At 44.5% G+C, this 25,186-nt stretch carries 20 protein-coding genes and 1 other annotated feature; of the genes, 5 read left to right on the top strand and 15 right to left on the bottom strand.

The features are described from left to right. Positions 1–439: 439 nt before the first annotated feature. The 6 genes from vpsR to xerD form a co-directional block, all read right to left on the bottom strand. Positions 440–1,774, bottom strand: a complete 1,335-nt coding sequence (gene vpsR / locus AC3CID_RS02465) for a cyclic-di-GMP-binding transcriptional regulator VpsR (protein WP_004735014.1) — start codon at positions 1,772–1,774, stop codon at positions 440–442. A 271-nt stretch (positions 1,775–2,045) separates the two neighbouring features. Further along, entirely contained in the window at positions 2,046–3,578 is a 1,533-nt protein-coding gene (gene lysS, locus AC3CID_RS02460) for a lysine--tRNA ligase (protein ID WP_004735013.1), read from the bottom strand. Positions 3,579–3,676: 98 nt separating this feature from the next. Next, a protein-coding gene (prfB, locus tag AC3CID_RS02455) for a peptide chain release factor 2 (protein ID WP_099426155.1) occupies positions 3,677–4,775 on the bottom strand; the annotation gives its coding sequence in 2 pieces (ribosomal slippage) (positions 3,677–4,699 and positions 4,701–4,775; 1,098 coding nt in all). 251 nt (positions 4,776–5,026) lie between these two features. Beyond that, on the bottom strand, positions 5,027–6,763 hold the full coding sequence (recJ, locus tag AC3CID_RS02450; RefSeq protein WP_372244479.1) for a single-stranded-DNA-specific exonuclease RecJ: 1,737 nt from the start codon (positions 6,761–6,763) through the stop codon (positions 5,027–5,029). 79 nt (positions 6,764–6,842) lie between these two features. Continuing rightward, positions 6,843–7,622 carry a thioredoxin fold domain-containing protein gene (locus AC3CID_RS02445; protein WP_146457901.1) on the bottom strand — a complete coding sequence of 260 codons (780 nt, stop codon included), beginning with the start codon at positions 7,620–7,622 and terminating at the stop codon, positions 6,843–6,845. Positions 7,623–7,648: 26 nt separating this feature from the next. Beyond that, a complete protein-coding gene (gene xerD, locus AC3CID_RS02440) occupies positions 7,649–8,563 on the bottom strand; it encodes a site-specific tyrosine recombinase XerD (RefSeq protein WP_004735009.1) in 915 nt (304 codons plus the stop codon). A gap of 150 nt (positions 8,564–8,713) precedes the next feature. Between xerD and fldB the strand changes: the two genes are divergently transcribed. Continuing rightward, positions 8,714–9,235, top strand: a complete 522-nt coding sequence (gene fldB / locus AC3CID_RS02435; RefSeq protein ID WP_004735008.1) for a flavodoxin FldB — start codon at positions 8,714–8,716, stop codon at positions 9,233–9,235. Positions 9,236–9,429: 194 nt separating this feature from the next. On the opposite strand, the gene brnQ is transcribed toward fldB, so the two are convergent. Beyond that, a complete protein-coding gene (gene brnQ / locus AC3CID_RS02430) occupies positions 9,430–10,743 on the bottom strand; it encodes a branched-chain amino acid transport system II carrier protein (RefSeq protein ID WP_017077715.1) in 1,314 nt (437 codons plus the stop codon). A 314-nt stretch (positions 10,744–11,057) separates the two neighbouring features. On the opposite strand from brnQ, the gene AC3CID_RS02425 reads away from it, so the two are divergent. Beyond that, on the top strand, positions 11,058–11,786 hold the full coding sequence (locus AC3CID_RS02425) for a methyltransferase (RefSeq protein ID WP_372244478.1): 729 nt from the start codon (positions 11,058–11,060) through the stop codon (positions 11,784–11,786). 107 nt (positions 11,787–11,893) lie between these two features. Continuing rightward, on the top strand, positions 11,894–13,159 hold the full coding sequence (gene srmB / locus AC3CID_RS02420) for an ATP-dependent RNA helicase SrmB (protein ID WP_054547801.1): 1,266 nt from the start codon (positions 11,894–11,896) through the stop codon (positions 13,157–13,159). A gap of 182 nt (positions 13,160–13,341) precedes the next feature. Here the strand turns inward: srmB and yaaA are convergent, their stop codons facing one another. Both yaaA and AC3CID_RS02410 read right to left on the bottom strand, forming a co-directional pair. After that, the gene (gene yaaA / locus AC3CID_RS02415) at positions 13,342–14,118 is read right to left on the bottom strand and encodes a peroxide stress protein YaaA (protein WP_372244477.1); all 777 of its coding nucleotides are present in this window, start codon (positions 14,116–14,118) and stop codon (positions 13,342–13,344) included. Between the two features lie 296 nt (positions 14,119–14,414). After that, positions 14,415–15,845, bottom strand: coding sequence for an alanine/glycine:cation symporter family protein (locus tag AC3CID_RS02410; protein WP_017084788.1), 1,431 nt, complete (start codon positions 15,843–15,845; stop codon positions 14,415–14,417). A 712-nt stretch (positions 15,846–16,557) separates the two neighbouring features. Here AC3CID_RS02410 and AC3CID_RS02405 point away from each other — a divergent pair. Continuing rightward, positions 16,558–16,746, top strand: a complete 189-nt coding sequence (locus AC3CID_RS02405) for a DUF3545 family protein (RefSeq protein WP_004735002.1) — start codon at positions 16,558–16,560, stop codon at positions 16,744–16,746. Positions 16,747–16,896: 150 nt separating this feature from the next. Here AC3CID_RS02405 and AC3CID_RS02400 read toward each other — a convergent pair whose 3' ends face one another. The 3 genes from AC3CID_RS02400 to nfo form a co-directional block, all read right to left on the bottom strand. Next, positions 16,897–17,448, bottom strand: a complete 552-nt coding sequence (locus AC3CID_RS02400) for a hemerythrin domain-containing protein (protein WP_054547802.1) — start codon at positions 17,446–17,448, stop codon at positions 16,897–16,899. A gap of 86 nt (positions 17,449–17,534) precedes the next feature. Further along, a complete protein-coding gene (gene ung, locus AC3CID_RS02395; protein WP_065207246.1) occupies positions 17,535–18,215 on the bottom strand; it encodes a uracil-DNA glycosylase in 681 nt (226 codons plus the stop codon). Positions 18,216–18,612: 397 nt separating this feature from the next. Next, the gene (gene nfo, locus AC3CID_RS02390) at positions 18,613–19,521 is read right to left on the bottom strand and encodes a deoxyribonuclease IV (protein WP_017080257.1); all 909 of its coding nucleotides are present in this window, start codon (positions 19,519–19,521) and stop codon (positions 18,613–18,615) included. A 326-nt stretch (positions 19,522–19,847) separates the two neighbouring features. On the opposite strand from nfo, the gene grcA reads away from it, so the two are divergent. Beyond that, positions 19,848–20,225 carry an autonomous glycyl radical cofactor GrcA gene (grcA, locus tag AC3CID_RS02385; protein ID WP_004734998.1) on the top strand — a complete coding sequence of 126 codons (378 nt, stop codon included), beginning with the start codon at positions 19,848–19,850 and terminating at the stop codon, positions 20,223–20,225. 78 nt (positions 20,226–20,303) lie between these two features. Here the strand turns inward: grcA and thrC are convergent, their stop codons facing one another. The 3 genes from thrC to thrA are packed head-to-tail and all read right to left on the bottom strand — an operon-like array spanning position 20,304 to position 25,017. Next, positions 20,304–21,587 (bottom strand): threonine synthase, encoded by a 1,284-nt coding sequence (gene thrC / locus AC3CID_RS02380; RefSeq protein WP_017077709.1) that lies wholly within the window; start codon positions 21,585–21,587, stop codon positions 20,304–20,306. Beyond that, a complete protein-coding gene (thrB, locus tag AC3CID_RS02375) occupies positions 21,584–22,540 on the bottom strand; it encodes a homoserine kinase (RefSeq protein WP_488527267.1) in 957 nt (318 codons plus the stop codon). Before thrB ends, thrC begins: the two co-directional genes overlap by 4 nt. Before the next feature lie 17 nt (positions 22,541–22,557). After that, positions 22,558–25,017 (bottom strand): bifunctional aspartate kinase/homoserine dehydrogenase I, encoded by a 2,460-nt coding sequence (thrA, locus tag AC3CID_RS02370; RefSeq protein WP_054547806.1) that lies wholly within the window; start codon positions 25,015–25,017, stop codon positions 22,558–22,560. 29 nt (positions 25,018–25,046) lie between these two features. Beyond that, positions 25,047–25,165: a sequence feature (Thr leader region), on the bottom strand. Positions 25,166–25,186 lie beyond the last annotated feature (21 nt).

The raw sequence follows: 25,186 nt of genomic DNA, 5'->3' as shown, positions 1-25,186 counted from the left end.
CAGTACACGGATCAAACGACGCGCAAATATGCTGTATAAAATCGAAATGTTTCATTTGCGCCTCCAAACTAACTAAAAAATCCAAAAAGAAATGAGATAATAAAAGCAAATAAGTCTTTGTTAAACCATTGCTTTCACGGTTAAAGTCTAACCAAGTGAGTATATTATTCAACCGATAATTGATTAACAATTTCAAAACAAATGATTCACCCAAAATATTAGTTGCATATCACTTTATATATAACATATTCACTATGATTATATAAAATCACAGAACATCTCTCTTAAAGACCGAACCTCCAATAGCTCAATCTATCAATCTGTCAGCAGTCAACGATCAACGATCAACGATAAGTTGTAGCAATGGATATAAAAAACCACGCATCATGCGTGGCTCTTAGATTTACACTAACTGGATAGAATCAATGAATAGAGAGCTCTAAACAACACCTTCAGAAATCAGGCTATGTTTATTCAGCAATCGGTACATGGTTGCACGCGAAACTCCAAGCTCCTTAGCGGCCAACGATACTTGACCACCATAAGATTCCAGAACAATCAGCAACGCATCTCGCTCTGAACGCTCACGGATACTTTTGAGACTACGGCGCTCATCATTCTGTTTTGGTAAATCAAGTTGTTGATCGTCAATGATCACCGCATCCGACATCAGCACGACACGCTTAATTTGATTCATCAGCTCACGCACATTGCCCGGCCAGTGATAACGATTCATCGAGCGGATAGCATCGTCTGAAAAGCTCTTCGCTTGAGCATTAAACTCTTTTGAATACTCACGTAGAAAATGATTAGCCAGTACTGAAATATCACTCACTCGCTCTTTTAAGCTCGGAACGTGAATACGCAGAACATTGATGTAATGATAAAGCTCTTCATTGAAGTCGCCCTCGATCAATGCCTTTTCGATATCAGAAGAGTTCGCGGCCAGAATGCGCACATCGACAGGCTTAGGACCATCCGCAGTTTCAATTTTACCTTCTTGTAAGAAACGCAGCAGGTTCAACTGCTGATTACGTGGCATCGCCAATACATCATTAAGTAAGATGGTTCCGCCGTCGGCTTCTTCCAACAGACAAGGTGCTGCAGCGGGCTGTGCTGAGATACCAAATACCTCGGCCTCTATTCTCATTTCAGATAAGGCACGACAATTGACCGTTAAAAATGGCTTCTGCGCTCGCGAAGAGTTTTGATGAATTGAGCGTGCAACCGTCTCTTTTCCTGCTCCACTCTCTCCGTAAATCAGGATACTGACATCAGTCGGCCCAATGCGCTTTACTTGGTCTCTCAAACGCTTCACAGCCACAGAGTCGCCAAGCAAACCCATATTGTTGTTGATGCCGTAGTTTGGCCATACTTTCTGCTCAAGCTTGAGCATACCCAATTGGTGACCAATGGTACTCAATAACTGGGCATCTGGGATTGGCGCCGTGAAAAAGTCGATACAGAAGTTCACGATAAATTGGCAAATGGTATCAGAGCTCAATTGCGATTCACGAATAAAGGCGAGCCATCTTACTTGCTTGTTGTTGCTCACGAGATTAGCGATACCGTTAAGGCTAAACTCATCATGACTAAGATCCACAATGCCAATGCATGGGCCAATGTCAGCAATCAAGGCATCGGCTTTTCGTAAATCTGCACACTGGGTACATTGCCAACCCACTTGCTCTAACACTGATAACCAGGGTTCGTACGCACCACCAACGACGATAAGAGAACCTGGTAAGGAATCCATCTTAAATTGAGTTCCCATCCTTCTTCCTTATTCTATTTTTATTTAAATCAAGCTAATACGAGTCACTGCTTCATCGTTCGACAAAATGCCACGAGATCGTATTCAGCGCAGGACGTATAGTAGTGAGACTATCTTAGATTTTATGTCTCAATAGTAAGACTATGTCAGAAATAATGGTTTTTCGAATCAAGAGTGCGGTACAGGCTAGGTTTTGCAGCCTAAAAACAGAAAAAGCCACCCGAAGGTGGCTTTTTTAATTAGATGGGCTGTTACATCCCATAAGCGAATATTACGCTTGTGGACGCATTGCCGGGAACAAGATCACGTCACGGATTGTGTGCGTATTTGTAAATAGCATCGCTAGACGATCGATACCAATACCTTGACCCGCTGTTGGCGGTAAGCCGTGCTCTAGTGCAGTAATGTAGTCTGCATCGTAGTACATCGCTTCGTCATCACCCGCGTCTTTTGCGTTAACTTGCGCTTTAAAACGCTCATCTTGGTCTTGTGCATCGTTAAGCTCAGAGAAACCATTCGCTACTTCACGGCCACCGATAAAGAACTCAAAGCGGTCTGTGAAGAATGGGTTGCTGTCGCTACGACGAGCCAATGGAGAGATGTCCGCTGGGTAACCCGTGATGAATGTTGGTTGAATTAGCTGAGGCTCAGCCGTTTCACCAAAGATCTCTTCAAGAAGCTGACCACAAGTCCAGAATTTCTCAACGTACAGACCCACTTCTTCTGCAATTTTAACCATCAATTCTCTGTTCTGAAGATCATCTTCAGTCAGAGCTTGAATGTTTGCATTTTCAGGCGTGTAGTGTTTGATTGCATCGAACATGCTCATGCGAGCGTAAGTGCCACCGAACTCAACCGTTTCGTCACCGTAAGGCATAGAAGTAGAACCAAGAACGTCCATCGCTGCTGTGCTTAGCATCTCTTCCGTTAGATCCATTAGATCTTTGTAGTCAGAGTACGCTTGGTAGAATTCCATCATTGTGAATTCTGGGTTGTGACGTGGAGAAAGACCTTCGTTACGGAAGTTACGGTTGATCTCGAATACACGGTCAAAACCACCAACCACTAGACGCTTAAGGTAAAGCTCAGGTGCAACACGTAGGTACATGTCGATGTCTAATGCGTTGTGATGAGTGATGAATGGACGTGCTGTAGCACCGCCCGGGATCACGTGCATCATTGGCGTTTCAACTTCTAGGTAGCCTTTTGAGCTCATGAAGTTACGGATTGAAGACACAAGCTTAGAACGCACGATGAATGTGTTACGAGAGTCTTCGTTCACGATTAGGTCAACGTAACGCTGACGGTAACGCATCTCTTGGTCAGTTAGACCGTGGAACTTCTCTGGTAGAGGACGAAGTGCTTTAGTTAGCAGTTCAAACTCTTCCATGTTCACGTAAAGGTCACCTTTACCAGATTTGTGAAGCGCACCTTTAACACCGATGATGTCACCGATATCTAGGCCTTGGTACTTCTCTTTCAGTACTTTTTGTACGTCTTTCGCTGCGTATGCTTGGATACGACCAGAAGTTTCTTGAATCGCAAGGAATGGACCACGCTTCGCCATGACACGACCAGCGATCGCAACGATGTGGTTAAGCTCTTCTAGCTCTTCCTTAGTCTTCTCACCGAATTCCGCTTGAAGATCGCCAGCTAGGTGCTCGCGACGGAAATCATTTGGGTGACCGTTCGCTTTGCAGTTTAAGCGGATGTGATCCAGCTTGCTACGGCGCTCAGCGATTAGTTTGTTCTCTTCAGGTGAAGAAGCTTCTTGTGCGTTTTCGTTTTGAACAGCATCAGTCATTAGAGATGTACCTTGCTTTTATAATTTGGACAGCTATATTTTTGAAAATATAGGCATTTTTACCAATATTATTGGTAAAGCTTAATAGTTGGTAAAGCTTACAGACCTGATTTCAGGCTAGCTTCAATAAACTTGTCTAAGTCACCGTCAAGAACCGCTTGAGTATTACGGTTTTCGATGCCGGTGCGCAAATCTTTGATACGAGAATCATCCAGTACGTAAGAGCGGATTTGACTGCCCCAACCAATGTCTGATTTCGTTTCTTCGCTCGCTTGTTTTTCAGCATTTTGTTTTTGAATCTCAAGTTCAAAAAGCTTAGCACGTAGCTGCTTCATCGCTTGGTCTTTGTTCTTATGCTGCGAACGGTCATTCTGACATTGAACCACGGTGTTGGTTGGAACGTGAGTAATACGTACCGCCGATTCCGTGGTGTTTACGTGTTGACCACCAGCACCAGAGGCACGGTATACGTCAATACGTAAGTCAGAAGGATTAATATCGATCGTAATGTTGTCATCAATCTCTGGGTAGATAAACGCAGATGCAAATGAAGTATGACGACGGCCACTTGAATCAAATGGTGACTTACGAACTAGACGGTGAACACCTGTCTCTGTACGTAACCAACCATAAGCGTATTCACCAGAAATACGTACCGTTGCGCCTTTAAGACCAGCAACATCACCATCAGACACTTCGATCACTTCAGTCTTGAAGCCTTTCGAATCTGCCCAACGTAAGTACATACGCAACATCATTGAAGTCCAGTCTTGAGCTTCTGTACCGCCCGAGCCTGACTGTAAATCGATGTAGCAATCTGATGCGTCGTGATCGCCAGCAAACATACGACGGAATTCCAGTTTTTCTAGCTTAGCTTCTAGCTCTGCCAGTTCTGGTTCGATTTCGTCAAACGTTTCTTGGTCTTCTTCTTCAACCGCAAGCTCTAATAGCCCCTCAACATCCTCAACACCTTGGTCAAGTTGGTCGATCGTTTCTACTACTGCTTCCAATGCAGAACGTTCTTTACCTAGCGCTTGAGCACGCTCAGGTTCGTTCCATACATCCGGTTGTTCTAATTCTGCGTTTACTTCTTCTAGACGCTCTTTTCTAGCGTCATAGTCAAAGATACCCCCTCAGGATATTTGTGCGTTCAGACACATCCTGCAGACGGTTTTTAATAGGATTGATTTCAAACATTTTAGCTCATCATTTATGAGTAGAATTTAACCGAAGAATTGTACTCAAAAGTGTGACGGAGATACAGAATTTTTTAGAGCGGAAAGCCAAGATTCAACAACTTAATGGAATATAAAATTGACAGACAGAAAAAACACGTGAAATTTGTAAGGGAAAGAAAGAAAACAAGCCCTGTTTTTGAACAGAGCTCGTTGAATTTGGGGCTAAATGATGAACATCATTCAGTGAACAATAACGCTATTTGGCTTCAACTATTTGGCTTCAATATGGTCAACCATCAACTGCAACGATTGGTTGCCACGAAACTCGTTGATATCCAGCTTAAATGCAAGATGAACCGTTTTCACGGACGCATCAGGCCAGCGACGTAAATCAACATTGAAAGCAATACCATCAATCATCACATTGGTTGGGTGGCCTTTGTATAGAGGTTCTAGCATCAATTTAAGGTGCTTTTCACCTACCAGTTTTTGATGCAGCACTTTAAACTCACCATCAAAGATGGGTTCTGGGAAAGCTTGGCCCCACGGACCACCAGAACGCAACGTTTCAGCGGTATGCATTGAGAACTCTTCAGGTAACAGCTCACCATCAGACAAGATAATACCCTTCAGTGCTGTCTCACCGAGTTCTTTACGCACAACGTCATCAAACATCTTGCTGAATCGCTCGAAGTCTTTTTCCATAATGGTTAAGCCAGCTGCCATTGCGTGACCACCAAACTTCAAGATTAGGCCAGGGTTTTGAGTATCGATTCTGTCTAGCGCATCGCGCATGTGCAAACCTGGAATCGAACGACATGAACCCTTAATGCTGCCTTCACCACCATCAGCAAATGCGATTACTGGGCGGTGGTATTTGTCTTTGATACGCGAAGCCAAAATACCAATCACACCTTGGTGCCAATCACGTTGGAGCAGAGCTAAGCCGGAAGGCAAATCGTCTTTACCGAACTCAAGGCGCTCACAAAAAGCCATCGCCTCTTGTTTCATGCCCTCTTCAATCTCTTTACGTGTTTGGTTCAAGCCATCTAACTCGCTGGCCATTCGACGCGCGGCGTGAATGTTATTGCTCATCAACAACTCAACACCAAAAGACATGTCATCCAATCGGCCAGCCGCATTGATACGTGGACCAAGCGCAAAACCAAAATCGGAGGCAACCAATCGCTTAGCATCTCGCTTAGCAATTTCAATCAAGGCTTGAATACCCGGACGAGCTTTACCCGCACGAATGCGTTGTAGCCCTTGGTGCACCAAGATTCGGTTATTTTCATCAAGTGGAACCACATCCGCAACAGTACCCAGTGCCACTAGGTCAATCAGTTCCATCAACTTGGGCTCTGTCATACCGTGTTGAGCAAACCAACCCAACTTACGCATGTGAACACACAACGCCATCATCAGATAAAAGGCGACGCCAACACCCGCTAGCGCTTTTGAAGGAAATGCACAGCTTTCTAGGTTCGGATTGACCATCGCATCGGCGATTGGCAGTTCATTGCCCGGTAAGTGATGATCAGTAACCAGAACGTCTAGCCCTTTCTCTTTAGCGAAACGGACACCGTCAATCGAAGAGACACCGTTGTCGACTGTCATGATCACTTCAGCACCAAGTTCGATCGCCTGTTCGACAACCTCAGGGCTCAAGCCATAACCATCTTCAAAACGGTTAGGTACTAGATAATCAACGTTAGAGCTACCCAACATACGCAGAGCAAGCACAGACAACGCCGAACTGGTTGCGCCATCGGCATCAAAGTCACCAACAATGATGATGCGTTTTTGCTGCTGAATGGCTTCGAACAACAATTCAACCGCAGCATCAATGCCGCCCAGTTTTTGATAAGAGTGCAAGCCTTTCGCTGCTGTCTCTAGTTGGTCAGCACTGTCGATTCCGCGACTCACATAAATGCGCTTTAACAAGTCAGGTAAGTGAGCAGGTAAGACTGAAGTGTCGACCTCAGGGCGGCGTTGGATCTCTATCATATAAAAATGGGCCCGATATCAATCAGGCCACTCCTTAAATCAAAAACATGGGGGATAAATTGGCAATACAGAAACGATATTATTGCTCTAAACGTTGAAGAAGTTGTGCTGGCGGTAAGTAACCACTCACCAACTCACCACTTGCTAGCACGATAGCAGGTGTGCCATTGATGCCAAGCTCACGACCTAGTTGGTATTGTTTAGCGATGATCTGCTTCTGCTCTGCTAGGTCTTTACCAGACGCTGGCATTTGACGGTTTACTTTAGCATCGTGCATGGCTGTTTTTGGATCATCTGAAGCCCAGATTGCTGCCATTTGATCGGCAACTTGTCCTGTTGCACCTTGGCGTGGGTAAGCCATGTAACGAACGGTAATACCTAGATCGTTATAGCCTTGCATTTGGCTGTGCAGACGAACACAGTAACCACAGGTAATGTCAGTAAATACCGTCACAACGTACTTTTCGTTATCGGCTTTATATTCGATAACCGTATCCGACATCGCTGCGACCTTTTCAGCATTAAGTGGAGCTTGACGCTCAGCCAGAACGTCACTGAATTTGCCGTTATCATCCAGAGAGTAAAGAGTGCCGGCTAGAAAGTGATCGCCCTCTGGAGAAGAAAAGATAATGCCACTGTTAGTTTGAATTTCTAATAGGCCATCGATGTCTGAAGGAACGATCTTCTCTACCTTGATACCGATTTTTTCAAAACGCTGAGTTAACGCTGCTGTATCAATAGCTTGAGCTGGAGCAACTTCTACGGCTGTTGATGTTTGTTCTACTTTCGCTTCTGATGCATTACATGCAGTAATCATGAGAGGAAGCACTAATAGAGGAAGACGGCGTAATACGCTCATTAAGTTCACCTTAAAAATAAATGGATTTAAGCACGTGGGTGATGCTGCGCGTGAATTTGCTTCAGCCTTTCGGTCGCCACGTGAGTATAAATTTGGGTTGTCGATAAGTCACTATGCCCAAGCAACATCTGTACGACCCTGAGATCTGCACCATAGTTCAGTAAATGAGTCGCAAAAGCGTGTCTTAATACGTGTGGTGACAATAGCTCTGTATCTATACCAGCAACAACCGAGTAATGCTTAATACGATACCAGAACGTCTGACGGGTCATTTGCTTGGCGCGTTTACTCGGAAAAACCACATCAGAACTGTTTTCGCCGAGCAGTTGTGGCCGACCTTGTTCAATAAAAGTCTCAATCCAGTCCACGGCATTTTCGCCCATTGGCACCAAGCGCTCTTTACCGCCTTTACCAATAACACGCACCACGCCTTGTCTTAGGCTGATATTTTCCATCGTCAAACTGACTAACTCGGTAACACGAAGACCAGTTGCATATAATAACTCAAGCATCGCTTTATCGCGAAGCTCAATAGGGTCATTGGGATCAGGCGCCTCTAGCAGTGCATTAACTTGCTCTTCACTCAAATCTTTTGGCAAGCGTTGTGGCAGCTTAGGGCTGATCAACAATGCACTAGGATCATCGCCTCTCACTTTCTCGCGGTGCAAGTATTGGAACAAGCGACGAATCGCCGACAACATGCGAGCACGGGAAGTCTGCTTAAAATCGGCGTCGGCTAACCAGCCTTGATAATCCTGTAGCCCTGAAAGGCTAATAAAGTCGAGGCGGTAATTGTTCTTTTCCATCCACGTTAGAAGCTTGGACAAGTCGGTACGATATGAGACAAGCGTATTCTCCGATAACCCCCTCTCCATCCACATAGCATCTAAAAACTGCTCAACGAGACCGTGGTCTGCGCTCTGCCCTTGAGGCGACTGCATAGTGTTACTCACAATATTGGAAACTGTTTTGAGAGTATGTCAGAGCAAATATGAATGCCATAAAAATTACGACTTGAGCGGATAATCGCTGCAATCGAAGTCGATTTATGGTTAGAATTCGCCATCTGAAATTAAAATCGAACGTTTGCTATGAAAATTGGATTATTTTACGGCTCAACCACCTGCTATACCGAAATGGCAGCAGAGAAAATTCGCGGCATTATTGGTGAAGACCTAGTTGATATCCATAACGTGAAAGAAACCCCTCTTTCTTTTATGGCGGACTACGACCTTTTACTGCTTGGTATCTCAACGTGGGATTTCGGTGAAATTCAAGAAGACTGGAATGAGTTGTGGGAAGACATCGCAACAACGCCTATGAAAGGCAAGGTTGTGGCTCTGTTTGGTCTAGGTGACCAAGAGGGCTACGGTGAGTGGTTCTTAGATGCGATGGGTCTATTGCATGATGAATTGAAAACCGCAGGCGCTGAGTTTGTCGGCTTCTGGCCAAACGATGACAGCTACGAATTCGAAGCATCTAAAGCATTAACAGAAGACAAGTCTCAGTTTGTTGGTTTGGCTCTGGATGAAGATTCACAGTACGAACTCAGCGACGAACGTATCGCAACTTGGGTTGAACAAGTACTCGTCGAGTACAGCGAAAAGCTATAAGTTCTGCTTCCTTAGAGTTCAGAACTAAGAACTACGAGCTAAGAGTTCAAGGCTAAGAGTTCAAGGCTAAGAGCTTCAGGCAGAAAGAACATCATCGATTAGATACAAAAAGGCCTCATTACTGCGAAGTAATGAGGCCTTTTCCATTCAACTTTGTATTGAATACAGACTAACGATTTAATCTCAACGGAAGATTAAACGGTCTCTTCAGCCATCTCTTGTTCTGTTGCTTTACCAACAAAGAACATACAGATGATTGCAGCAGCAGTTGGAAGCAACCAACCCATACCAATCTCGAACAATGGCAGCATCTTAAGTGCAGACACATCGACACCCGCTACTTTAGCACCATCAATAAGAGCAAACAGTAGAGACACTAATACAACCACACGGTAAGCGGCTTTTGGATTAGGGAAACGGCTACGCAAGAACGTCAGAGCAACCAACGCGATAGCGACTGGATACAATGCAAACAGTACTGGAACAGACAGAGAAATCAGTTGAGAAAGACCAACGTTCGCTACGGTTGCACAAGCTACACCATTAATGATTACCCAAGTCTTGTAAGACAAAGGCGTGAGCGAGCTGAAGTAATCAGAACATGCTGAAACAAGGCCAATCGCCGTTGTTAGACACGCCAGTAATACGATCACCGAAAGCACTAGCTGACCTGATGGGCCAAACAGTGATTGAACGTAAAGGCTTAAGATAGCACCGCCATTGTCCGCACCCGCTGCAACTGTTGCACTTGTTGCGCCTAGGAAGAACAAAGAGATGTAAACAAACGCTAGACCAGCCGCGGCAATACAACCTGCGCTGATAAGGTACTTAGTCGTCGCTGCACGATCAGTAATGCCCTTGCTGCGAATCGCATCAACGATCAGCATACCAAACATCAATGAAGCAAACGTATCCATGGTGTTGTAGCCTTCAAGGAAACCTTTGGTCAGTGGCTGAGTAATGTACTCACCGTGAGCCGCAAGAATGTCGCCTTGTGGGTTAACGAACACAGCAACTGCCAGTACAACCAAACCAACAAATAGTGCAGGTGTCAGTACCTTACCGATTACGTCGATAAGCTTACCTTGCGACCATGAGAAGAACATCGCTACCACAAAGAATGCAATCGAAAAAAGAGTGAGGTGAGCTTGAGAGGCATCGATGAAGAACGGTTTCACCGCCATCTCATAAGCAACAAGGCCGGTACGTGGCGCAGCAAATGCAGGACCGATGATGATAAAGATCAGCACAGCCATGATAGTTGCAGCTCGCTTTGGAAGATCTTTGGTTAGATGACCCCAAGAGCCACCAGCCACTGCAACTGCGACGATAGTGATTAACGGCAGACCAACGGCGGTCAGCAGGAAACCAGACATCGCTGGAAGAAAGTGGTCACCAGCTAATTGGCCAGCAAGAGGTGGGAAGATGATGTTACCCGCACCTAAGAAAAACGCAAAAAGCATAAAGCCCAATGCCATTATATCTGTTAGTTTTAGACTCTGTTTCACAGATAATCCTTAATTATATTTATGAATTTATGTTGTGCTTACGTGAATGTTACAGCAAGAAGCTGCCAATCAATCTATAAAATAGTCGCGCATAATGACGAAACACTTGGCTAGCTGCAAGTCACCACAAAAAAACACCATATAAATTTGCATTTGAGAACCAAAAGCAGTGGATTCCACTAGATATGGAAATATTGCCATAATTATAAACTAACCATAATTAACAACAATGAATTCTCAAATAGAACATTGAGCCATACAATTAATTAACATTAGAGCTAATCACTTAAAATATATCGATATCCAGAACATTCATGAAAGACAAAAAAACCGAAACCAAAAGCTTCAATTTCAAAAAATTCTCTATTTACGGAGGACAAAGTGGCATGCCCGTCAGTACCGATGGCGTGTTACTTGGCGCTTGGGTAAGCCTGCCACAAAGATCATGTGTACTCGATATTGGAACAGGAACAGGTCTGTTGGCCTTGATGGCCGCGCAGCGTTTTGAGGATGCTTCAATCTCTGCGATAGATATTGATCAGCACGCTATTGATGCTGCAACCGTCAATATTGAGCAGTCGCCTTGGCAAGATCGCATCTCCCTTCATCATGGCAGCGTGTTAACCACGGATTTCTCGCAACGATTTGATGCAATAATTTGTAATCCGCCCTACTTCAACTCTGGAGAGCAGGCACAGCAAAGCCAAAGAGCCACCGCGAGGCACACCAACAGCTTGGATCACCTTGAGCTTGCTCAGCGTTGTTTCGAGATAACGACCGATGCCGCCACAGCCAGTTTTATACTGCCGACGACCGAGGGAGAAGGCTTCATCAAGCTTGCCCAACAATGTGGTTGGTACCTAGCGAAGCGCCTTGATGTAAAAACAACAGACAGAAAACCGGCAATTCGAGTCCTGTTTGAATTGTCTAAAGATCCTGTTTGTGAGCAAGATTTGCAGCGTGAATCGCTTACGATCCATCACGATGGCGGTTATAACGAGGCATTTATTGCCCTTACTAAAGATTTTTATCTCAAGATGTAGCAAATACCATGTGATCCTAATCACTAATGCTTCTATAATGTCCGACTACTCTTTTTTATCGTCTGCTTTTTGAGGCAGAAACATTTATTGCTTGTGGAGAAACAACAGTGATCAGAACCTTTGCAGAACTCGATCTAAACCAAGAGCTGCTTAAAGCAATTGACGAAATGGGCTACGAACGTCCAACACAGATACAAGCTGAAGCAATCCCGCAAGCGTTAGATGGAAGAGACGTTTTGGCTTCTGCGCCAACAGGTACTGGTAAAACAGCATCATTTGTATTGCCAGCACTGCAATACCTACTAGATTTCCCACGTAAGAAATCTGGCCCTGCACGTATGCTTATCCTGACGCCAACGCGTGAGCTAGCAATGCAGATCACCGAACAAGCACGTGAGCTTGCTAAATACACTAGCCTGAACATCTTTACGATCACGGGCGGTGTGATGTACCAAGAGCACGCTGACATCTTAAGTACAACACAAGATATCGTGGTGGCAACACCCGGTCGTCTAATGGAGTACATCGAAGGCGAGCGTTTCGATTGTCGTGCGATTGAATGGCTGGTTCTCGATGAAGCCGACCGTATGCTAGACATGGGCTTTGGCCCTGTTGTTGACCGTCTGTCTGCAGAGTGTCGCTGGCGTAAACAAACTTTACTGTTCTCAGCAACGCTAGAAGGTAAAGGCATTGAAGGTTTCACTGAAGATCTACTGAAAAACCCAGCAGAGATCGATGCTAAATCATCACTGCGTGAACGTAAGAAGATCACTCAATGGTATCACCGCGCCGATTCAGCTAAGCACAAGCTTGATATCCTAAAACATATCATCACAGAGCAAGCTGAACGCAGCATCATCTTCTTGAAGACGCGTGATCGCCTAGGTGAGCTACGAGGTCAACTAGAAAGTGCACAGATTCCATGTGTATGGATCCAAGGTGAAATGCCTCAAGATCGTCGTAACAACGCGATTTCTCGTTTCCGCGATGGTTCTATCAACGTACTGCTGGCAACTGACGTCGCAGCTCGTGGTATCGATCTTCCAGATGTGAGCCACGTTATTAACTACGACATGCCGCGTACTGCAGATGTCTACCTTCACCGTATAGGCCGTACGGCTCGTGCAGGTAAGAAAGGTAACGCGGTTTCTATCATTGAAGCGCACGATCAGCTAATGATTGAACGTGTGGCTCGTTACACTGAAGATGCGATCAAAGAACGCTTCATCGAAGGCATGCGCCCAACGCATAAGAAAGCCGCGGTAACGAAGAAGAAGAAACCGAAGAAAGAAGACAAGAAAGCGGTCGCAAAGCAAAAAATTGCTAAGAAAAAGAAAATCGCTAAGAAAAAGAAAGCCGTTAAGAACAAGTAATCTAACCGCCTTTCAATGATTCAATAAAAAGCCCCATGCAGTTATCTGCATGGGGCTTTTCTTTGTCTGGTTTATTATTGTCTGGCTTGTTATCAGGCTAAATAACTAGGCCTCTAATTTTAATTTCAGACTCAAACCGAGAGGAACTCATTAACTAAGAGTGACTAATTAACCAAGAGCTACTAGTTTTGCTCTTCACGCTTGAAGACAAGCTCTTTCGCATTCGACTCTTCTTCAACGAAGTAGTAACCCGCCGTATCAAATTTGGTCAGCGCTTCCACTGAATCGATTTTTTTTTCAATGATGTAGCGAGCCATCATCCCACGCGCTTTTTTCGCGTAAAAACTGATCACCTTGTATTGGCCATTCTTACAGTCTTTAAAAACTGGCGTGATGATTTGACCATCAAGGCTCTTCGGCTTCACCGCTTTAAAGTATTCGTTCGATGCAAGGTTGATCAATACATTGTCGCCTTGAGCATTCAACGCTTCATTCAGCTTATCAGTGATGATATTGCCCCAGAACTGGTACAAGTTAGTGCCACGCTCATTAGCTAAGCGTGTGCCCATCTCTAGGCGGTAAGGCTGCATCAAATCCAATGGCTTCAATAACCCATATAAGCCAGAAAGCATGCGCAGGTGATTCTGTGCGTAGTCAAAATCATCGTCCGACAGTGTTTCAGCATCTAAGCCAGTGTACACATCGCCCTTAAAGGCTAGGATTGCTTGGCGTGCGTTGTCTTGGGTAAAGGTCTCGCTCCATTGCTCAAAGCGCGCTACGTTCAGCCCAGCAATCTTATCGCTTACTTTCATCAGAGCTGAAACATCAGCAGGTGTCAGCTTGCGGCACTCTTCAATAAGCTCTGCAGAGTGTTCAACAAACTCTGGCTGGCTGAAGCGCTCAGTCGCTAATGGTGATTCGTAATCTAATGTCTTGGCTGGAGAAACGACAACTAACATAACTTTACCCTAATCGGTTATCTAACTGGATGCAGCTAGAGTATAGAAAAAACATCAACTTGTCTTTATGACTCTTCCTATTACTTTGATAGACAGATCTAGCTATAAGTCGCTTACAAAGAAAAGGTCGCTTGCAAAGAAAAAGTCGCAGACAAAGTAAAAATTACTCACCAAGAAAAATCGCAGACAGATAGAAATTGCAAACAGATAGAAATCGCAGGCAAAGAAAAAGGCTAAGGTCGAAACCTTAGCCTTTCTAATGATTTTAGGATGAGTGATGAATCACTCCAACAAGATTACTTCTTCTTGTTGTTAACCCAGATACCATCTTCCAATTGAGCCTTAAGCTCTGGGAAATCATCCGCATCAAACGTGGGTACTTTACCCGCGTCTAATTGACGGTTGTAGTCTTTCGCTAGCTTAATCACGATGCCCGATAGCAAGATGATCGCTACCAAGTTCACAATCGCCATTAGACCCATCGATACGTCAGCCAATGCCCATACCGTTGGCAATGTCGCCAAAGAACCGAACATAACCATACCCAGTACAACGATACGGAACAGCACGAGGCCCTTCTTGTTGTTGTGCTCTAGGAAGATAAGGTTTGTTTCAGCGTACGAGTAGTTTGCAATGATTGAAGTGAAAGCGAAGAAGAAAATCGCTACCGCTACAAAGATGCCACCCCATTCGCCCACTTGTGCCGTTAGTGCACGTTGCGTGAGTTCGATACCCGTTACTTCACCGTGTGGTACATATTCACCAGACATCAGGATGATTGCTACTGTTGCAGAACAGATAACAATTGTGTCCATGAACACACCTAGCATTTGCACATAACCTTGCGATGCAGGGTGCGGTGGGTAAGGCGTAGCAGAAGCTGCTGCGTTTGGCGCAGAACCCATACCCGCTTCGTTCGAGAACAAACCACGTTTGATGCCGTTAATCATCGCTTGTGCGATCGCGTAACCTAGGCCACCAGCTGCTGCTTCTTGCAGACCGAATGCACTCTTGAAGATAAGAGCCAGAACTTCAGGCACTTTCTCAATGTTCATTAGCATTACGTAGATAGCGATAGCTAAGTAAGCCAGTGCCATGATTGGAACAATGATTTCTGCAGTGCGGGCAATCTTACGGATACCACCGAAGATAACGAATGCAGAGATAATTACGATACCAACACCAACGTAGCCACGCTCAAAGTCGAATGCCGTGTTCATTGCACTTGCAATCGCGTTCGCTTGAACCGCGTTGAATACTAGACCAAATGCGATGATTAGGAAGATAGAGAATAGAACCCCCATCCAACGCATACCTAGGCCTTTCTCCATGTAGTATGCAGGGCCGCCACGGTAGTTACCGTCGTTATCACGCGTTTTGTATAGCTGAGCTAGTGTGCTTTCAGCAAATGATGTTGCCATACCTAGCATGGCGATTAGCCACATCCAGAAGATAGCACCAGGGCCACCGGCGGTTAGTGCCACAGCAACACCTGCCATGTTACCTGTACCTACACGAGCAGCAAGACTAGTACAAAGAGCTTGGAAAGAAGAGATACCAGCACTGTCTGCTTTACGGCTGTTTCTAAGAACAGAGAACATGTGGCCGAAATGGCGGAATTGAATGAAGCCTAGTCGTACAGTGAAGTAGATACCCACACCAACGAGTAAGTAAACTAAGATAGATCCCCAAAGGAGATCGTTCATCAAATTGATTAAGTCTGTCACGTGAACCTCGTAATTGAGTTTAAGCACCGATCTTGCGTCCGAGCCTTCCTCTAGATCACCTATGCCAGTGTCAATAGTTGTGTCGGCATTAGATTTATATTTATTTGTTGCGATCTAGATTGTAAATGTCGCTTCATGCATCCATTTTACGTATCAGTGTATTTTTTGACGGGCGGATAATGCAGCGAGATGGCCTAAAAATCAATATGCAAATGCATTTATATTAAAATGACATTTCACTAATAACACACCTTTTGTTAACACAATTTTCAACAATACAGCCCAATAAAAGTCACATTATCGGGACATAATATCAACAACAACCAAGGTACCACCAAAACAAGAACGACATCCTATAAAGATGACGTCAGCCTAGGTTTTACAAGGTATAGTGAAGATCTGTATTTTTTTCTAGGGCAATGAGAACCCGCTACCGCACGGCGCAATACGCACTTAAATGCAGTGTAGTAAAAATACCATTCCATTCGCACAATGAATTAACATTCCATAACCCCTAATTTAATCGTTTACTTAGGTTTGTTTGCTTGTTTTTTGTACATAAAAATCCCCGCAATGTGTGAGCATGCATAAGAAAACAGAACAAAACCTTCATAGATTTGAAACAAATGAGAAACAAATCAAGGTTATTGTGAACCTAAATATGATATTTAATGGTTCGTAAGAACGATTCCCACGGAAGGAGATATGGCTTATGGATAGCTTTCAATTCGATGAACTATCAGAACTAGAAATGCCTCGTGCAACTCAAAAAACTCGCTCTAAACCACTCAAGCGTAAATGGCGTGAAATCGAGGCAATCAACGATCGTAGACAGCTTGAGAAAGAGCTCAGAGAGATGAATCTCGGTCTCGATTTTAGCCTTGATGATATAAAGCTTTAATCTGCACGACAAGAAATCAGATAGCAAAAGGCACCTATACAGGTGCCTTTTTTATTGTATGAAACCACTCTTCGATTTAGAGCACAATTTGAAAGCGAGCGTCTTAATAGAGAGCGCCTAATAATAGCAGCGTTTCAATACGACAACGGGCTACACGCACTCTTGCTCATTCTGTCGAACACGAGCCGCAAGTTGGCGGTACTGATCGGCAATTGTCTCTCCAAAGACAGGGTCGTCTTCCGGTTGAAGCCATTGAGACTCTACTTCTTGCCAATCTTTGACCGTGAATGCCTTCACAATCATCGGTAACACATGCTTCTCTTCATATTCCATGTGCTTTCGTTGAGCTTTAACAAAGGCTTCAAGCTGTTCAATAAAGACTTGTTGAGGAACAACCGCATCTTGGAGGATCATATCGACCACACCTAAAAAGTCCGCTGTTTTCTCAGAAAGCAATTGATGTTCCAGCTCCAAGTCTTCAATCATTTGCTCGCTGCCATATTGCTTGAGGTAGTAACGATAAATAACGTCTTCTTTCGGGTGATGCACCTTATCTGAATGGTTCATGAGATAATGAACCACCTCTGCGATCAAGCTATAGTTTATTTCTCGCTCTTGTTTTAGATGCTCTAACTTATTGTTGAGTATCGCGAGCAAACGAGCCATATAGCCATGCTCTCGTCTTATCCTTTCAATCATCATAGTATTGCACTCCATTACACCTACTATTTACAAGTGTATACGAAGATACTCATTTATGATTTGACCCTGCTCAGAAAACCACCAACCTACAACTCTGTTGGTAATCGCCAATCTATAGGTTGTTGATCCATAGAAGAAAGTAGCTTGTTGGTTGTTGAGAAATGCTGACAACCAAAGAAGCCACGACGGGCGGATAATGGCGATGGATGAGGAGCGACCAAAACATGATGCTTGTTTTCATCAATAGCTTGGCCTTTCTTTTGGGCATGCGCGCCCCAGAATAAGAATATGATCGGCTCAGAACGCTGATTTAGCTCAGCAATGATGGCATCGGTAAAGGTTTCCCAACCACACTTAGCATGTGAGTGTGCTTTTGCCTCTTCTACTGTCAGTACCGTATTCAACATTAATACCCCTTGAGATGCCCAAGTGTCGAGGTAACCATGACTCGGGATCTCAAAGCCGTCTATATCTTGTGCGAGTTCTTTGTACATATTACGTAGAGACGGTGGGATTTTAACGCCAGGCAGCACAGAGAATGCTAAGCCGTGAGCTTGGTTGGCACCGTGATAAGGGTCTTGCCCAAGGATAACCACGCGTACAGACTCAAAAGGCGTCATATCAAAAGCACTGAACACCTGCTCTTGAGGAGGGTAGACGGTTTTCCCACTATTGCGTTGCTGTTCAACAAACGCGAGCACACTCTGAAAGTACTCTTTGTCACGTTCATCATTAATAATGGATTCCCAAGTCTTTGGTGCGCTCATCGTTTTACTTCCCAATCATCAAGGTTTCTAGCGGCTTTCGCCAGACAAAAAAATAGCTGTATCGGCTAACTGTCCTAAATTAGGCTCTAGTTATACCTCATACAGCTATCAATAAACATGATGTGTAGGGTTCACTTGTTGATGAATCATAATAATCAGTTCAAGTTGTGTTTATCTCGATTAACCACTTTTCTGCTGTGTACGATGGTGCCCGTGGTTATGCACGTGACGGTTTGGTGTTGGTAAACGGCGTGCGACAGCAACAGTTGAAGTTTGGGTGATTGAATACATAAAGGCACCTCCTGTAAGACATCGTGAACTACATATTCACTTTAGTACTATGAAAGAAAGGTGCCAATTTTTAGAAATAGACGGAAATAAATTTCCCCCTCTATTATTACGCTTCTTCGCTCACTGCCGTTGCTGAGCGATGGAACATTCTAAGTTGTTGAATTTCCTCTTTCCAGATCGTTGAATCAATGGTTTCCAAGATAAGAGGAATACCATTAAAGCGAGAATCCGAGGCAATATACTCAAAACAATCCCAGCCAATCTCGCCTTTTCCTAAAGAATGATGTCGATCGACTCGGCTCGCAAACTCAGCTTTTGAATCATTGATGTGCATTGCTCTTAGATAGTGCATACCCACAATGCGCTCGAACTCAGCAAAAGTATGCTCACACGCTTCTTTTGTTCGTAAGTCATAACCGGCCGTAAACGTATGGCAAGTATCTAAACACACACCGACACGCGACTTATCTTCTACTTGGTCGATGATCTCTGCTAGGTGCTCAAATCTCCAACCCAGATTAGTCCCCTGCCCTGAGGTATTCTCAATCACTGCAATGACATCAGGCACCGCTTGGTGAGCCAAGTTGATAGACTCAGCGATCTTGGCCAAACATTCGCTTTCTGAGATTTTCTTCAAATGACTCCCAGGATGAAAATTCAAAAGCGTGAGTCCTAGTTGGTTACAACGCTCCATTTCATCAATAAAAGCCGCACGTGATTTCTCTAGCTTCTCTTCTTCTGGTGCTCCTAGGTTAATAAGGTAGGAGTCATGAGGAAGAATATTCTCAGCACTAAAGCCCAACATCTTACAGTTGGCTTTAAACGCACTAATGGTTTTCGCTTCCAGCGGCTTTGCTGCCCACTGTCTTTGGTTTTTGGTAAACAGCGCAAAAGCATTGGCACCGATCTCTCTTGCGCGCATTGGCGCTTGATCAACACCACCAGCAGCAGACACATGAGCACCAATAAACTTAATATTGGTTTGAGGTTTTGAGGATGAATTATTGTTTGTCATTAAATCACTTTACACTTTCAGAATGCTTAATAAATAAAGGGTCGTATCGTTTGTAGTTCAATAAAAACACAACAAATGTAGTAAACTTACAACAAATAAGACTGTTAAATATTTTTTATACTTTAAAATATTTTGTAATTACTTTGTTTTCAAAGGTTTTATTGATTTACCTCAATATAATCACCTTTGTAAAAATATGGTTTTTGGTTGTTTTTTGACTTAAATCAATGTTAACCTTACAGATATTAGGTATATATTACCCAGCTCAACAAAAATCGAAAGTTAACACCATAATCAAACCACATTCAGTGGACTAGGAGATAGTTATGATCCAAGGTATTCAAATTACTAAAGCAGCAAACGATGACCTACTAAACTCAATCTGGCTACTAGACAACGAAAAGAATGAAGCTCGTTGTGTTGTTGCTACTGCAGGTTTCGAAGCTGACCAAGTTATCTCAGCTGCAGACCTAGGCGACTACGAAAGCCGTGAAGTTGCAATCGAAGCAGCACCACGCATCGAAGGCGGTCAACACCTCAACGTTAACGTTCTTAAGCGTGAAACGTTAGAAGATGCAGTTGCTAACCCAGAGAACTACCCACAGCTAACTATCCGTGTATCGGGTTACGCTGTACGTTTCAACTCTCTAACGACTGAACAGCAACGTGACGTTATCGCACGTACGTTCACTGAGTCTCTATAATTTTTAGAGCTTGAATTAGAATACAAAAACGGCGCTCATTGAGCGCCGTTTTTATTTGTTCAACAATACAGATGTACGTTACGGTTGAACTCGACGAAGCACTACTTTTAGCGCTTCAAAATCATTATCAAGATCTTCAGATAACAACTCCATCGCCGCGTGTTTTGCTAGCGGGCCTGGCAGTTCAATATCCGTACCTAAAATATCATCAACCACTTCTTTGAATTTCGCTGGGTGTGCAGTACACAAGAACAGACCAGTTTCGTTCTCTTGCAGTTGCTCTTCCAGTAGACGGTAAGCAATCGCACCATGTGGTTCACATAGGTAACCCTGTGCTTTTAAGTCACGTACTGACTCAGCACTTTGCTCGTCAGATACCTTACCTTTACCTAGTGTATCTAAGCCCCAACCTTTCAGTTGGCAAAGCTCTTCGATACGAGGCCAGTTGTTTGGTTGGCTTACGTCCATCGCGTTTGATGTTGTTGCTACCGTTGGCTTTGGATCCCATTGACCTGTTTCTAGGTAACGAGGAACCGTGTCATTTTCATTGGTTGCTGCGATGAAACGCTTAACAGGTAGACCTAGCGCTTTAGCTAATAGACCAGCCGTTAGGTTACCAAAGTTACCACTTGGTACAGAAATAACTAGGTCTTCACGTTGCTCTTTAGTCAGCTGAGAAGCCGCCTCAAAGTAGTAACAGATCTGAGCCATTAAACGGCTGATGTTGATAGAGTTTGCCGAGTTAAGGCCAATCTCTTTACGCAGCTCAGCATCGTCAAATGCATCTTTCACTAGCGCCTGACACGCATCAAAGTCGCCATCGATCGCCACAGTATGGATGTTCTTACCTAGCGTACAAAACAGCTTCTCTTGCAGTGGGCTGATCTTGCCTTTCGGGTAAAGGATCACAACATTGATGTCTTCCATACCGTAGAAAGCGTGCGCAACCGCCGCACCAGTATCACCTGATGTTGCCGTTAAAATAGTGATTTGACCACCATCTGAAACAGCTGCTAAAGATTGAGCCATAAAGCGGCCACCAAAATCTTTAAACGCGAGTGTTGGGCCGTGGAAAAGCTCAAGCGCGTAAACACCATCTTTTACTTGCTTGATAGGTGCAGGGAACTGGAACGCCGCATCTACCAATTGAGCAACCTGTTCTTTTGGTAGCTCATCGCCGATTAAAGCAGAAAGAATCTTTGAACTACGAGGGACAAAGTCCTCTGCTAGCAGCGCATCGATATCATCAAACTTTGGCAGTTCAGATGGGAAAAATAGACCTTGATTGCGGCCTAGACCTTGACGAACGGCTTGGCCAAAAGAGACTTGCTCGTCATTTTCTTTGATGTTGTACAGCTTCATAACTCACTTCCTGTAACGATCGAACCTTGCTTATCTAAGCGACAAACGTGGACGAATCCTTCTTCGTTTTGTACGTAATTTTGTTCTAACCAGCGTGCAACACGCTCGGCGACATCTTGTTCTTTGCAAATGCTAAATAGAGTTGGACCACTACCGGAGATCCCAGTAGCAAGCGCTCCAGCTGAGGTTGCGTATTTACGCGCATCAGCAAACCCTGGAAGCAGTTTCTCACGATATGGTTCAGCAATCACGTCTTTGATCATCTTCGCTGCTAGCTCTGGCTGACCAGAGTGGCAAGCATGGATGAAACCCGCTAAATGGCGACCATGAGCAATGACATCTTGGCGACGATATTGAGAAGGTAGAATCTCGCGAGCTTCTGCCGTTGAAACCTTAATGCCCGGATATGCCATTACCCAGTACCAGTCATCAAAACATGGCACTTCTTGACTAATGATACCTAACTCTTCCAGCATTAATTGCACACCACCAAGGTAACAGGGTGCAACGTTATCGTAGTGGATGCCACCTGAAATTTTACCTTCCATTTCGCCCATCAGAGCAAGCAGTTCAGTTTCATTCAGTGGCTGACCATGAAAACGGTTTAAAGCATCCAGTGCCGCAACAATTGAACAAGCACTTGAACCTAAACCAGAACCAATAGGCATGTTCTTTTCTAGTGTCATTTCCAAAGGCTTAACCGCAACGCCTTTTTTAACAAGCTCTCGAGAGAACACAACCCAGCAGTCGTAGACAATGTTTTCTTTGGTTTCAGTTGGCAGCTTAGAAACAAAACTGCCTGCTGTTTTTAGTGAGAATGATTCATCACCTGCTTTAACCATAACTAGGTCACCGAGCAGCGTGCCATCCACTGGAGACACAGCTGCCCCCAGCACATCAAACCCTACACTGACATTGCCGATTGATGCAGGCGCATAAACAACAACATCCATATCACTTGAACTCATTCCTAAACTCCTAATTTCCAACCAAGAGTACGCATCACATCAGAGAATACGCCTGCTGCTGTAACTTCAGTACCCGCACCGTAACCACGTAATACTAGAGGGATCGGTTGGTAGTAACGGCTGTAGAATGCTAATGCGTTCTCGCCATCTTTAATCTTGAACATTGGGTCGTCGCCATCAACAGCTGCAATACGAACTTTACACTTACCATCGGCGATTTCACCAACATAACGAAGCACTTTGCCTTCTTCTGCTGCGATCGCTGACTGTTCTTGGAAGTAAGCATCCGCTTCTGGCAAGCGAGCCATAAACTCTTCAACCGTGCCTGAATCATCAAAACCCGGTGGCAATGCTTGGTCAACTTCAACATCTTCAAGCTCAAGTGCCATGCCCGCTTCTCGAGCGAGAATAAGCAGTTTACGCGCCACATCCATACCCGATAAATCATCACGAGGATCCGGTTCAGTAAAGCCGTTATCTTTTGCAATATTGGTTGCTTGACTGAGTGTCATACCTTCATCAAGCTTACCGAAGATGTAAGACAGTGAACCAGAAAGAATGCCGTTGAATTTCTCAAGTTCATCACCCGCAGAGATTAGGTTCTGTAGGTTTTCGATGACCGGTAGACCTGCGCCTACTGTTGTCTCGTACATCAACTTACGACGTGAATTACGTGCAACTTCACGAAGCTGATGGTAGTAAGCCATGCTCGCTGTATTTGCTTTCTTATTTGGTGTTACCACGTGGAAACCAGCCGCTAGGAAATCAGCGTATTGCGCCGCAATGCCTTCGCTAGACGTACAGTCAACCAATACTGGATTGATAATGTGGTTACGTTGAACAAGTGCATTTAAGCGCGCTAAGCTAAACTCTTCTGTCGCGCTCGACATTCGATCACGCCACTGCTCTAGCGGCAGACCATCGCTATCTAGCAACAAGCCTTTACTGTTTGCTAAACCACATACGCGAATCACGATGCCTTTTTCAGCCAGTTTGCCTTGTTGACGTTGGATCTGGTCAACAAGCTCACCACCAACACCACCAACACCAACAACGAATACGTCAAGGAAGTGCTTTGAGTTAAATAGGTTCTCGTGACACGCTTTGATCGCTTCAGAGATTTTGTCTTCAGGAATAACCGCAGAGATCGCACGCTCAGAAGAACCTTGCGCGATAGCAACGATGTTGACGTTTACTTCAGCTAAAGAAGAGAAGAACTGAGAAGCAACGCCACGTGAAGTACGCATACCGTCACCCACCAGCGTCACAATCGCAACATCATCCATGAACTCAACAGGCTCTAATAAGCCATCTTTAAGTTCAAGTTCAAACGCATCTGACAGCACTTGCTTCGCTTTCACTTTGTCAGCCGATTCAATACAGAAGCTGATGCTGTACTCTGAAGAAGATTGAGTAATAAGGACGATAGAAACGCCAGCAGAAGACATCGCGCCGAATACACGACTCGCCATACCTACCATGCCCTTCATACCTGGGCCTGACACGTTAACCATCGTTAGGTCACTTAGCGTAGTGATGCCTTTGATTGCTAGGTTATCTTCGCCAGTGTCTTGGCCGATCAAAGTACCTGCACCCTGTGGGTTGAAGCTGTTTTTGATTAGGCAAGGAATATGGAATTGCGCGATAGGAGCGATAGTCTTCGGATGTAGAACCGAAGCGCCGAAGTAAGAAAGCTCCATCGCTTCTTGGTAGCTAAGCGATTTAAGCAGACGAGCGTCATCCACTAAGCGTGGATCACAGTTGTAAACACCATCGACATCTGTCCAGATCTCACAACAATCAGCGCGTAGACATGCCGCTAGAACCGCTGCTGAATAATCAGAGCCATTGCGACCAAGCGTTACTAACTCACCTTTTTCATTACCAGCCGTAAAGCCCGGCATGATGTTTACGTGACCTTCTGGAAGCGGTGATTGACGGAAGTTCTGAGTTGAAACATCCACGTCGACCATCGCTTCAAGGTGGTCACCTTTAGCGTATAGGTATTGAACTGGGTCAATCAGGCTTGCCGGTTGGCCTTTCGCTTCAAGTACCGCTTTCATCAACTGGATTGAAATTCGCTCACCTTTACTTATGATGCGAGCATTTACGTGATTTGGACACATACCCAATAGGTTAATACCATTCACGAACTGCTTAAGTTGAGCAAGAGAGGTATCGACCTGCTCTTGAAATGCAGAGCCATCGACTGACGGCAATACCGCTTGAATCTCTGCAAACAATGCAGCGAATGATGATTCGATCTCGGTGATCTGTACGTCTGCTTCACCATTTTTTAGTGCTGCTTCAATTACAGCAACCAGCTTATTGGTTGTTTTTCCTGGAGCCGATAGTACAACGGCTAGCTCTTCTTGCTGGGCATTATTAGCGATGATATCTGCTGCTCGTAAAAAACGATCTGCATCAGCTAATGATGAACCTCCAAACTTTAAAACGCGCATCCCTTTCTCCATAAGTCATAAAAATGGTACAAAAAAAGGCCTGTATCTTGTTGGATACAGGCCTTTTTTTTAAAATCCGTTACTTAGCAGCCTGCCCCAACAATGTGAATGTCGGTAATAATAATGGTGGTGGTCATTACTAGGTGGCTTCCGTGCTGCATATCAAATT

Source organism: Vibrio sp. QJM3NY_21, from assembly GCF_057785975.1.
This window is presented reverse-complemented; position numbering and strand designations above follow the sequence as displayed.